The following is an 11,749-nucleotide window of genomic DNA, read 5'->3' as shown; positions in this document are numbered from 1 at the left end:
AGCGGTACGGCGCGGCGGTGGCCGTGCGTGGCGCGGGGTCACAGCACGTCCCGCCCCGGCGCCGAGCCCGCCGGGGCGCACGGCACGACGGTAGGGTGTTCGCACGGATGACCGAAACGGGTGGTGGCGGTGGAGTGGCGAGAATTCGCCGAGTCGATGGCCCTGCTCGCGCGGAACCTGCTGGCGCAGGACTCGGTGCAGGGCACGCTGGACGAAATCGTGGCCTCGGCGGTGAGAATGGTCGACGGCTGCGACGCGGCCGGGATCCTCGCGGTGCGCAAGGGCCGGGCCGTGACCCTGTCCGCCTGCGGGGACGTGGTCGAGGCCTCCGACCGGCTCCAGGGTGAACTGGCCGAGGGACCGTGCTTCGACCTCGCCGGCCGCCAGAACGGCGAGCGGGTCTTCCGGATCGCCGACATGCGCGAGTCGCAGCCGAACTGGCCGCGGTTCGCCGCGGCGGCCCGGGAACTGGACATCGGCAGCATGACCGGCGTGCTGCTCTACACCCACGACGAGGACTTCGGCGCGCTGAACCTGTACTCCCGGCGCCCCGGAGCCTTCGGCAAGGACATCGAGACCGCCGGCTGGCTGCTGGCCTCGCACGCCGCCGTGGCCCTGGCCGACGCCCGCGCCATCGACCAGCTCGAGGACGCCATGAAGACCCGGCACGCCATCGGCGAGGCCATGGGCATCCTGATGGAACGGCACCGCATGAGCGAGGACGACGCGTTCAACGTGCTGCGCCGCATCTCCCAGCAACACAACATCAAGCTGCGCGACGTGGCGCAGCGGGTGCGGACCGACCGCACCGACCGCACCGACCGGCCCTGACCTCCGGGCCGCGTGATCCCCGAGCCGCCACACGGCCCTCCCGCACCCCTCAGTTGAACATGTTCAAAAATCGTGGCTATGCTGAAGCCCGACGCTGCTGAGGGAGATCCCATGAAGGTTGTGCTGCCCGGGGGAACCGGACAAGTGGGCACGGTCCTCGACCGTGCCCTGACGGCGGCCGGCCACGAGGTGACGGTGCTGACCCGGCGTCCCACGCGCCCGCACCACATCGCCTGGGACGGCGTCACCCTCGGCCGCTGGGCCGAGGCGGTCGACGGCAGCGATGCCGTGATCAACCTGGCCGGGCGCAGCGTGTCCTGCCGCTACACCGCCGAGAACCTGCGGGCGATGACGGACTCCCGGGTGCATTCCGCGCGCGTGGTCGGAGAGGCGATCGCCGGCGCCGTACGGCCACCGCGGGTCTGGTTGCAGATGAGCACGGCGACGATCTACGCCCACCGCTTCGACGCCGCCCACGACGAGACGACCGGGGTGATCGGCGGCTCCGAGACCGGGGTGCCGGACTACTGGGCCTACAGCGTCGAGATCGCGAAGAACTGGGAGCGGGCGCAGACCGAGGCGCCGACACCCGCCACCCGCAAGGTGGCGCTGCGCGCGGCGATGGTCATGACCCCCGACCGGGGCGGTGTGTTCGACGTCCTGTCGCGGATGGTGCGACTCGGACTCGGCGGCCCGGTGGCGGGCGGCGCGCAGTACGTCTCCTGGATCCACGAGGAGGACTTCGTACGAGCGGTGGACTTCCTGATCGCTCGTGACGACATCGAGGGACCGGTGAACCTCGCCTCGCCCGGCCCCCTCCCGCACCGCGACTTCATGCGGGCGCTCCGCACGGCCTGGGGCGTGCCGGCAGGACTGCCCGCGACCCGCTGGATGGCCGAGGTGGGCGCGTTCGCGCTGCGCTCGGACACGGAGCTGCTGCTCAAGAGCCGCCGGGTGGTCCCGGGGCGGCTGCGGGCCGAGGGCTTCACCTTCGAGCACCCCGAGTGGGACACGGCCGCGGCGGCTCTCGTACGGCGGACCAGACCGACCCGCGTGCCCCGGAACCGGGACCGGGCACCGAGCAGCCACGCTGCCTAGCCGGGCCCCGGAGGACGAGCCGGCCCCGGAGGCAGAGCCGCCCCGCGGGGAGCCGCGTCAGGCCTCCAGCGCCCCCAGCACCACCGACCTGGCCTCCTCCTGCACCTGGCGCAGATGGTCCGGGCCGAGGAAGGACTCGCCGTAGATCTTGTAGACGTCCTCCGTGCCCGAAGGACGGGCCGCGAACCAGGCGTTGGCGGTGCCGACCTTGATGCCACCGAGGGCGGCGCCGTTGCCGGGGGCCTCGGTGAGGACCGTGGTGACCGGCTCGCCGGCGAGGGTGTCGGCGGTGACCTGGCGCGGGGACAGCTTGGCCAGCAGGGCCTTCTCCTCGCGGCTGGCCGGCGCGTCCACGCGCGCGTAGGCGGGCGCGCCGAAGCGGTCGGTGAGCCCGGCGTAGTGCTGCGAGGGGGTCTTTCCGGTGACCGCCGTGATCTCGGAGGCCAGCAGGGCCAGGATGATGCCGTCCTTGTCGGTGGTCCACACCGAGCCGTCCCGGCGCAGGAAGGACGCGCCCGCCGACTCCTCGCCGCCGAAGCCGAGCGTGCCGTCGGACAGACCGTCCACGAACCACTTGAATCCGACGGGGACCTCGACCAGCGGCCGGCCGACGTCCGCCGCGACCCGGTCGATCATGCTGGACGACACCAGGGTCTTGCCGATCCCCGCACCCGCGGGCCACCGCTCCCGGTGGGAGAACAGGTACGAGATCGCCACGGCCAGGTAGTGGTTGGGGTTCATGAGCCCCGCGTCCGGGGTGACGATGCCGTGCCGGTCGGCGTCGGCGTCGTTGCCGGTGGCGATGTCGAAGCGGTCGCGCTGCTCGATCAGTGAGGCCATGGCGTACGGCGACGAGCAGTCCATGCGGATCTTGCCGTCCCAGTCCAGCGTCATGAACCGCCAGGTGGGATCGGTGAGCGGGTTCACCACCGTGAGGTCGAGCGCGTGCTGCTCGGCGATCCGGCCCCAGTAGGCCACCGAGGCGCCGCCCAGCGGATCGGCGCCGATGCGCACCCCGGCCGACCGGATCGCGTCCAGGTCCAGCACGTTCGGCAGATCGGCCACATAGGTGCCGAGGAAGTCGTAGCGGCCGGTGCCGGGCGCGGTGAGGGCACGGCTGTAGGGGATCCGCCGTACGTCCTTCAGGCCGCCCGTGATGATCTCGTTGGCGCGGTCCTGGATCCAGGAGGTCGCCTCCGAACCGGCGGGGCCGCCGCTGGGCGGGTTGTACTTGAAGCCGCCGTCGGCGGGCGGGTTGTGCGAGGGAGTGACCACCACGCCGTCGGCGAGCGCGGAGGTGCGTGACCGGTTGTGGGTGAGGATGGCGTGCGAGACGGCCGGGGTGGGCGTGTAGCCGTCGGCCTCGTCGATGAGCACGGTCACGTCGTTGGCCGCGAAGACCTCCAGCGCCGTGATCCGCGCGGGCTCCGACAGAGCGTGGGTGTCGGCGCCGAGGAAGAGGGGGCCGTCGGTGCCCTGGGCGGCACGGTACTCACAGATGGCCTGGCTGGTGGCCGCGATGTGGTCCTCGTTGAAGGCCGCCGCGAGGGACGAGCCGCGGTGCCCCGAGGTGCCGAACGCCACCCGCTGCCCCGGCTCGGCCGGGTCGGGGTGCAGTGCGTAGTACGCCGTGACCAGACGTGCCACGTCGATGAGGTCCTCGGGCCCGGCGACCTGTCCCGCTCGCGCGTTCTGCATTTCCCCGCTCCTCCGCAAGGTCGACCGTTGGGTACGGCCCCATTCTCCCCTGCCGGGCCCACCGGGACGCGCACCGGGCCGCCCCCGACCTCAGGGAGCGACCCGGTGCTGACGGACTGGGGCCCGGGGAGGGAAGGGCCGCCGCGACCTCCCCAGGTGTGACGGCCCCTCCCCGGTAGGCATGTCCCTGCTACCCGGAAGAGCCGCGCTCATGCCCGGCTCTTCCGTACCTCTTCATCCCTGGTCGCGCGGCTCGCGGACGACCGCGACACCCCCCGGCGGGACGGTGACCCAGCCGCCGACGTCCTTGCCGGTGAGCAGTTCGACGCCCTCGGCCGGGACCTCGGCGCCGCTCCCGCCGTGGTCGATCAGGAACAGGTACGCGGCGTCGGCGCCGGTGCGCCGGACGGCCTCCAGACCGGTCGGCAGGCCGGCGAGGACCGGCTGGACGCCGGCCTCCTCGACGATGCGGGTGAGCAGCGCGTCCAGGGTCGCCGGGTCGGGGCGCGTCGCCAGGTACCAGGCGGTTCCGGCGCCCGAAGCGTGCCGGGTGACGGCCGGTCCACCCGCCAGGGGCCCGTCGCCGTACGCGGCGACCGCCTCGGCGCCCGCGAGCCGGACGCGCTCGGACCACAGGGTGGCGCTCGCGCCCTCCGGGACCGCTCCCGTGAGGTGCCGCGTCTCGCCGGGCAGCAGCGGGAAGAGTTCGTCGGTGGACACCCCGAGGACGTCCCGGAAGGCCCCCGGGTAACCGCCCAGCCGCACATGGCAGTTGGCGTCCACGGCGCCGCTGTGGAAGCCGACGGCCAGCGTGCCGCCGCGCTCGGCGAAGCCGGTCAGGTTGGCCGCGCCGGCGTCGTCGACCAGATAGAGACTCGGCACGAGGACGAGACGGTAGGAGGACAGGTCCGCGTCGGGTCGCACGAAGTCCACGGCCACGCCGGCGTGCCACAGCGGCCGGTACCAGTCCCGCACCAGGTCCACGAAGCGCAGTTCGCCACTGGGCTGGGACGGCTGCTCCAGGGCCCAGCGGGCGTTCCAGTCCCACACCACCGCGACCTGGGCGGCGGTCGTACTGCCCCGCACCTCGGCCAACGCACCCAGATCGGCGCCGAGTCGGACGACGTCCCGCCAGATCTGGCTGTCCGTGCCCGCGTGCGGCAGCATCGCCGAGTGCCACTGCTCGGCACCCGCCTTCGCGGCCCGCCACTGGAAGAAGGCGATGCCGTCGGCACCATGGGCCACGTGGGCGAGGGCGTTGCGGCGCATCTCGCCGGGATCCTTGGCCCTGTTGACCGGCTGCCAGTTGACCGCCCCGGTGGAGTGCTCCATCAACAGCCACGGGCCACCGGCCATGGAGCGCACGAGGTCACCGCTGAGCGCGACGTCGATCTGCGACTCCGGGTCGGTCGAGCGCAGGTAGTGGTCGTTGGAGACGATGTCCAACTCCGGTGCCCAGCGCCAGTAGTCCAGCGCCTCGATGCTGAAGTTCACCATGAAGTTGGTGGTGGCGGGGATGTCCGCGGAAGCCTCCCGCAGCACGTCCCGTTCCGCGGTGTACAGCGACAGCTGCTCGTCGCTGCAGAAGCGCCGCCAGTCCAGCTGGTGGGTGGGGTTGGGGACGGCGCCGGTGGCGCGGGGCGGGATGACCTCGTCCCAGTCGTAGTACCACTGGCTCCAGAAGGTCGTCCCCCAGGCGTCGTTGAGGGCCGCGAGGTCTCCGTACCGGTCCCGCAGCCAGCGGCGGAAGGCCTCGGCCGAAGTGTCGCAGTAGCACTCGGCGTTGTGGCAGCCGTACTCGTTGTGGATGTGCCACATCACCACGGCCGGGTGGTCGGCGTACCGCTCCCCGAGCGCCCGGGCGACCCGCAGCGCAGCCTCGCGGTACGCGGGGCTGGAGGGGCAGAAGGTCTGGCGGCTGCCGTACGACAGTCCCCGGCCGTCCTTGTCGACCGGCAGGGCTTCCGGGTGCTTGCGGAAGAACCAGGCCGGTGGGGCCGCCGTGGGGGTCGCGAGGTCGGCCGCGATGCCGTGCTCGTGGAGCAGGGCGAGGATCCGGTCCAGGCGCGAGAAGTCGAACTCGCCCTCGCGGGGCTCCAGCAGCGCCCACGAGAAGATGTTGACGCTGACCATGTTCACGCCCGCCTCGCGCATGAGACGGACGTCCTCGATCCAGACCTCCTCGGGCCACTGCTCGGGGTTGTAGTCGCCGCCGTAGGCGATTCCGGGAAGGCGAAGACGGCGTGCGGTAGTCAATTCAGAGTCGCTTTCGAACGGGGCTGTGGTCAGCCCTTGTTGGCGCCGAGGGTCAGTCCGCTGACGAACTGGCGCTGGAGTACGAAGTAGACGATCAGGGTGGGGATCGCGGTGAGGAGGGCGCCGGCGGCGACCAGGTTGGGGTCGGTGAAGTACTGGCCGGAGAGGTTGTTCAGGGCGCTGGTGATCGGCATGTTCTCCCCGGTGGAGATCAGGACGATGGCCCAGAAGAAGTCGTTGTAGATCCAGATGGACAGCAACGTGCCCAGGGCGGCCATGGCCGGTTTGCACAGCGGGAGCACGATCTGCCAGTACATCCGCCACACCGATGCCCCGTCGACGAGGGCGGCCTCGGTCAGCTCGTGCGGGAGCATGCGCATGTAGTTGCTGAGTACGAAGGCGCAGAACCCGGACTGGAACGCGACGTGGATCAGCACCAGGCCGAGTGCGGAGTCGTAGAGCTTGCCGCTCATGGTGATGCCGGGCAGGTCGACGAGGAGGTAGAGCCGGTACAGGGGGGTGATGATGACCTGCTGGGGGAGCAGGTTGCCGGCGGTGAACACCAGCAGGAGGGCGATGTTGAGGCGGAAGTCGAAGCGGGAGACGTAGAAGGCGACCATCGACGACAGCAGCAGCGTGATCAGTACCGCCGGGATGGCGATGATCAGCGTGTTGCCGAGGTAGTGGAGCATGTCGGACTGCTGGAAGGCGTTGGTGAAGTTGTCGAAGGTCAGCTTGTCCGGCCAGGACACGTAGCCCTTGTTGCTGGTCTCGCTGTAGGGGCGCAGGGCTGCGTAGATCGCCCAGAGAAGGGGGGCGAGCCAGGCCAGTGCGGTGCCGGCGAGGAAGACGTGCAGCAGGATCCGGGCGGGGCGGATCGGCGTTTTGGTTTTGAGAGCGAGGGTGCTCATGCCTGCCGCTCCTTCCGGAAGGTCGCGATCAGGTAGGGGATGATGACCGCGAGGGAGATGACCAGCAGGACCACGGCGATCGCGGAGCCGTAGCCGATCCGGCTGGACTCGCCGATGATGTTGTTGGTGATCAGGATCGACAGCAGTTCGGTGCCCTGGGCGCCCTTGTTGAAGACGAAGACCAGGTCGAAGGCGCGCAGCGCCTCGATGATGGTGACCACCAGGACGACGGTGTTGGTGGGGCGCAGGGTGGGGAAGATGACGTTCTTGAACGTCTGCCACTCGTTCGCGCCGTCCAGCGAGGACGCCTCGCGCAGGGAGGGGTCGACGCCCTTCAGTCCGGCGAGGTAGAGGATCATCATGTAGCCGGTGTGGCGCCAGGACGCGGCGATCAGCACGGCCCACAGGTTGAGTTTGGGGTCGCCGATCCAGTCGATGTAGTGGCCGGGCTTGTTCGCGCCGATGAGGCTGTTGATCAGGCCGGTGTCGGGGTTGTAGACCAGCTGCCACACGAACCCGGTGACCGCCAGGGAGACCACGACCGGCAGGAAGAACGCGGTCTGGTAGAGGCGGGAGAAGCGGATCTTCTTGTCCAGCTGGACGGCCAGGAACAGGCCGAACGGGGTCGGGATCAGGATGAGCACGACGAACCAGATGACGTTGTGCTCGACGGCCGGCCAGAACTGCGGGTTGTCGGTGAACAACTGACGGAAGTTGTCCAGGCCGACCCACTTGATCGAGTCGAAGCCGATCCCGTCCCAGCTGGTGAAGGCCAACGCGATGGACGCCAGCGCGGTCACCCATACGAGAGCGACATGGAGGATGGTCGGCACCCCGGCCATCAGGGCGAGGGTGATCCGGTCCCGGCGGGTCAGCAGACGGCTGTGTCCCCGGGGGACCTTGCGGGGGGCAGGGCCCGAAGGCGGCACGGTGGGCGCCGCCTTCGGGGTCTGGGTTTCGATGCTCATGAGGATGCGAAGATCGTCTTCTTCTGGCGTTCGATCGAGGACAGCAGACTGTCGACGCCCTTGGGGTTCTGGAGGAACTTCTGCAGCGAGGGCTGCATCACCGTCGAGGTGAAGTCCGGACGCGAGTCACGGTCCATGAACTGCGTCAGGGTCTTGGCCCCCGAGATCATCTCGAACGCCTTCTTCTGCAGCGGCGAATACGAGGCCGTGGAGGCCTTGTTCGAGGCGGCCACCACACTCGGGTCGCCCTTGAGGTAGATCTCCTCCGCCTCGGGCGTGCCCAGGAACTCCAGCAGCTTGGTCACCCCCGCCTTGTTCTTGGGCGACTTGCTCACCATGAAGCCGTCGGTGGGCGCCTCGACGGTGTCCTGCCCGTACGCCGGGTTGATCTCCGGGAAGGCGAAGAAGTCCAGGTCGTCCAGGTCGGCCTTGTTGGTGAACTGCTGCGCCACGAACGTGCCCAGCAGGTACATGCCCGCCTTCTTCGCCACCAGCGTCTGCGCCGCGTCCTGCCAGGTGCGGCCCATGAAACCGTCCTGGTGGTACGGCAGCAGCTCCGCCCAGTGATCGAAGACACCCTTGACCTTCGCGTCCGTCCACGACGCCTTGCCCGCCATCAGCTCGACATGGAAGTCGTAGCCGTTCAGCCGGAAGTTGATCTGGTCGAAGGTGCCCATCGCCGGCCACGCGTCCTTGTCACCGAACGCGATCGGCACCAGGCCGTCCTTCTTCATCTGCTTGCACAGCGCGACCAGCTCGTCCCACGTCGTGGGCACCTGGTAGCCGTGCTGCGCGAAGACGGACTTGCGGTAGAAGACCGCCCACGGGTACGTCGTCAGCGGCACGAAGTAGTACTTGCCGTCCGCTCCCTTGGACAGCTTCTTCATCGCGTCCGGGAAGTTCCCGCCGATCTTCTCCCACACGTCGTCGATCGGGGAAGCGAGCCCCTTCTGCGCGAAGAACTGCATCCGGTACCCGGCGAACCAGTTGAACACGTCGTCCGGCGTGCCCTGGAGGTAGGAGTTGATCTGCTCCTGGAACGTGTTGTGGTCCTTGGTGTTGACCTTGACCGTGATCCCGGACTGCTTCGTGAACGCCGTGTAGATCTCGCCGTACGCCTTCTTCGGCACGGCATCCGACTGGTTCGACCCCAGGCTCACGGTCTTCGGGTCCGACGAGCTGCCGCTGCCGCCACACGCGCTCAGCAACGGAATACCCGCACCCGCGAGCAGGGTGGCACCACCCGCACCCCGCAACAGAGTGCGGCGGCTGGGCGAAGGGAGGGAGAGACCCGAGGGGGAGAGGTCCTGCATGTACGGCTCCTGACAGGGTGGTCGTACCCGGGCTTCGGTACGGCGACCCGATGAGACGGTGGTGAGGAAGACGTCACCAACTGATCAGAATCAAACGTGATCGCACAGAGACGATCGGCGGACGTCACGAAGAGTGTGCGTTGTGTGGGGTCACTGTCAAGACCATGTGTCCGAATATCTGCAGGGGACGGACAGGGCGAGAAGGATCGCCCTGTCCGTCCAGGGCCGGTTCGTCCGCCGACTCGGGCGGGCCGGGGCCGTCCCGCCGATGGCTCTCTGATCAGGCCGGATGCGTCTCCGACGGTGACTGGGGAAAGCGGTTTCCGGGATCCTTCGGGCATACGGCAAGGACCGAAGGCGGTGCCGGTACCCTTGACGCGTTCCCCGTGGGACGCGTAGATATGACCGCGCGGTCAGATTGCGCGGTCAGAGCAGCTGACCTGCGGTGCGGTACCGAGCCACAGGAGAGTCCATGACGCCGGATGCGGGGCCCGACCGGAGCGCGCACGTGCCGCGGAGCGCCGACGTCGCTCGGCTGGCCGGGGTGTCGCGCAAGACGGTCTCCCGGGTGCTCAACGACGAGCCGTACGTCTCCGACGAGGCACGCCGCCGGGTCCTCGCGGCCGCGGAGGAGCTCGGCTACCGCCTGAACCAGGCGGCCCGCGCCCTGGCCTCCGGGCGCACCCGCTCCCTCGGAATCGTCGCCCTGGGCACCGCGGGCTATGGAACCGCTTCCCTGCTGGTGCACATCGAACACGCCGTACGGGACGCCGGATACGCCCTGCGCGTCATCAACACGCCCGACGGTGCCCCGGAAGGCATCGCCGGCGCACTGGAGTCACTCCTCGAACAGGGCGTGGACGGGGTCATCGTCTCCGAACCCGTCGTCAAGGGAGAGGTACCGCTCCGCGTCGACGTACCCGTCCTCTTCCTCGGCGCCCCGCCTTCGTTCGCCGCCTCCCGGACGCTGACCGTGAGCGTGGGCGCCCGGGAGCTGGCACGGGCCGCCACCGAGCACCTGCTGGAGCTGGGCCACGACACCGTCCACCATCTCGCCGGCCCCCGGAAGTGGTACGCCACCAAGGACCGGATCGAGGGCTGGCGGGCGGCCCTGGCCGCACGGGACGCGCACGAGCCGCCGCTGCTCAACGGCGACTGGTCGGCGGAATCCGGCTACGCGGCGGGGCGTGCGCTGGCCTCGGACCGGGCGGTGACCGCGGTGTTCGCCGCGGGCGACGAGATGGCCATCGGCCTCATCCACGCCCTGCGGGAGGCGGGCCGACGGGTACCTGAGGACATCAGTGTCGTCGGGTTCGACGGCAATCCAGTCTTCGCCTACGTCTCCCCGCCCCTCACGACCGTGCGCCAGCCCTTCGAGGCCGCCGCACGGGAGGGCGTCAGACTGCTCGTGCACGCCGTCGAGCACCCCGACGCCGATCCGCCGCACACCGACGACCCCCCGGTCGAACTCGTCGTCCGAGGCTCGACCGCACCCCCACCGCCCCACCGGCACCGGCCACCACTCCGCACGCCCTGAGCGGCGCCCCGCGTCAACTGGCGTGATCCGAGGGAAGGTTGAACGATCCCCGCGGTCGGGAGTTAAGGTCACTCGGACCGCCTCTCCCGACGCCCCGCCGGCCCGGCCCGTGGCGGTCCAGGTGACCCCGTCGGAGAGCAAAGGGTGGTAGGACGTGCCGAGTTGGGACCGCAGACTGACGGCCGCCGGAGTACGGGACCGTGCCCTGCGCGCGGACTACTCGACCGCCGCCCGGGTCTTCGCCCGCAGGATCCTCGCCCACTACGCCGCCGTACGCCTGCTGGTGCCCCCGGCGCTGCACCCGCACATAGTCGCCTCCTACGCCTTCCTCGCCCGCACCGACGACCTCGCCGACCAGGGACCGTTGGAGCAACGCCTGCCGCGCTGGCACGCCTGGGCCGAGCAGGTCACCGCCGGGCTGCGTTCCGGCCACGCCGACGACCCGGTGCTGCGGGCCTTCCTGCACACGGTGGCCGTACGGCGGCTGCCCCACCACTGGGTGCACACCTACCTCAAGGCCACCACCGAGGAACTGCACTTCACCGGCCACGCCACCGAGGCCGACTTCCAGCGGTACGTCGACCACCTCGCCCTGCCCGCCCTCATGCTGATCGAGGACCTCCAACACGAGGGCGGCGGCGACGAGTTGTTCCGGTCGCGGTGCCGGTCCTTCGCCGAGGGCCTCCAGCGCCTGGACTTCCTGACCGACCTCACGGACGACCTGAAGGAGGGGCGCCTCTATCTCCCGCAGGAGGACCTGGACCGCTGCGGAGTCACCCGCGCCGACCTCGAACAGGGCCAGGACACCGCAGCCGTACGGGAGTTGGTGGCGCTGACCTGTCGTAGGACCAGAGCATCCCTGACCGACTCACGGGCCCTGGCGGACTCCACGGTGCCGGGGTTCCGGCCGTTGCAGCGGGCCCTGCTCGACCTCGCCGAGCACCAGCTCTCCCGCGTGGAGAGCAGCGGCACCTCCGTCACCCGGCGCGCGGTGGGCTACGGCGTCCGTGTGCCGCTCGCCGTGCTGTTCCGGGAGAGGCGCCAGGTCAGGAGCGGGGCGTAGGAGAGCGATCCGGGCGCGAGTCCTTCCGGCACTCCGTACCTGGTACTCCGGATCACGGCAGCGGCCGATCCGCC

At 70.0% G+C, this 11,749-nt stretch carries 9 protein-coding genes; 4 read left to right on the top strand and 5 right to left on the bottom strand.

Annotation, left to right across the window (positions count from 1 at the left end):
• Positions 1-129 precede the first annotated feature (129 nt).
• Positions 130-831, top strand: coding sequence for a GAF and ANTAR domain-containing protein (locus AC2XR2_RS03630; RefSeq protein ID WP_449352335.1), 702 nt, complete (start codon positions 130-132; stop codon positions 829-831).
• 111 nt (positions 832-942) lie between these two features.
• The gene (locus tag AC2XR2_RS03625) at positions 943-1,929 is read left to right on the top strand and encodes an epimerase (RefSeq protein ID WP_491514233.1); all 987 of its coding nucleotides are present in this window, start codon (positions 943-945) and stop codon (positions 1,927-1,929) included.
• Between the two features lie 57 nt (positions 1,930-1,986).
• Here the strand turns inward: AC2XR2_RS03625 and pgm are convergent, their stop codons facing one another.
• The 5 genes from pgm to AC2XR2_RS03600 form a co-directional block, all read right to left on the bottom strand.
• Positions 1,987-3,627, bottom strand: coding sequence for a phosphoglucomutase (alpha-D-glucose-1,6-bisphosphate-dependent) (gene pgm, locus AC2XR2_RS03620; protein ID WP_381299543.1), 1,641 nt, complete (start codon positions 3,625-3,627; stop codon positions 1,987-1,989).
• 234 nt (positions 3,628-3,861) lie between these two features.
• Positions 3,862-5,883, bottom strand: a complete 2,022-nt coding sequence (locus AC2XR2_RS03615) for a beta-galactosidase (RefSeq protein WP_491514232.1) — start codon at positions 5,881-5,883, stop codon at positions 3,862-3,864.
• Between the two features lie 29 nt (positions 5,884-5,912).
• Positions 5,913-6,794 (bottom strand): carbohydrate ABC transporter permease, encoded by an 882-nt coding sequence (locus tag AC2XR2_RS03610; protein WP_330268835.1) that lies wholly within the window; start codon positions 6,792-6,794, stop codon positions 5,913-5,915.
• Positions 6,791-7,762, bottom strand: a complete 972-nt coding sequence (locus AC2XR2_RS03605) for a carbohydrate ABC transporter permease (RefSeq protein ID WP_491514231.1) — start codon at positions 7,760-7,762, stop codon at positions 6,791-6,793. Before AC2XR2_RS03605 ends, AC2XR2_RS03610 begins: the two co-directional genes overlap by 4 nt.
• The gene (locus AC2XR2_RS03600) at positions 7,759-9,075 is read right to left on the bottom strand and encodes an ABC transporter substrate-binding protein (protein WP_491514230.1); all 1,317 of its coding nucleotides are present in this window, start codon (positions 9,073-9,075) and stop codon (positions 7,759-7,761) included. The genes AC2XR2_RS03605 and AC2XR2_RS03600 overlap by 4 nt, the downstream gene beginning before the upstream one ends.
• 472 nt (positions 9,076-9,547) lie before the next feature.
• Between AC2XR2_RS03600 and AC2XR2_RS03595 the strand changes: the two genes are divergently transcribed.
• A complete protein-coding gene (locus AC2XR2_RS03595; RefSeq protein ID WP_491514229.1) occupies positions 9,548-10,612 on the top strand; it encodes a LacI family DNA-binding transcriptional regulator in 1,065 nt (354 codons plus the stop codon).
• A 154-nt stretch (positions 10,613-10,766) separates the two neighbouring features.
• On the top strand, positions 10,767-11,675 hold the full coding sequence (locus AC2XR2_RS03590) for a squalene/phytoene synthase family protein (protein WP_491514228.1): 909 nt from the start codon (positions 10,767-10,769) through the stop codon (positions 11,673-11,675).
• Positions 11,676-11,749 lie beyond the last annotated feature (74 nt).

This window comes from Streptomyces sp. LS-MS-L19 (assembly GCF_058382285.1).
Note: the sequence above shows the minus strand (reverse complement) of the source record. Positions and strands in the feature narration are given on the sequence as shown.

Coding starts and splice junctions, on each gene's coding strand:
- AC2XR2_RS03625 (WP_491514233.1), top strand. CDS start 943: ATGAAGGTTGTGCTGCCCGGGGGAACCGGACAAGTGGGCACGGTCCTC.
- pgm (WP_381299543.1), bottom strand. CDS start 3,627: ATGCAGAACGCGCGAGCGGGACAGGTCGCCGGGCCCGAGGACCTCATC.
- AC2XR2_RS03610 (WP_330268835.1), bottom strand. CDS start 6,794: ATGAGCACCCTCGCTCTCAAAACCAAAACGCCGATCCGCCCCGCCCGG.
- AC2XR2_RS03605 (WP_491514231.1), bottom strand. CDS start 7,762: ATGAGCATCGAAACCCAGACCCCGAAGGCGGCGCCCACCGTGCCGCCT.
- AC2XR2_RS03600 (WP_491514230.1), bottom strand. CDS start 9,075: ATGCAGGACCTCTCCCCCTCGGGTCTCTCCCTCCCTTCGCCCAGCCGC.
- AC2XR2_RS03595 (WP_491514229.1), top strand. CDS start 9,548: ATGACGCCGGATGCGGGGCCCGACCGGAGCGCGCACGTGCCGCGGAGC.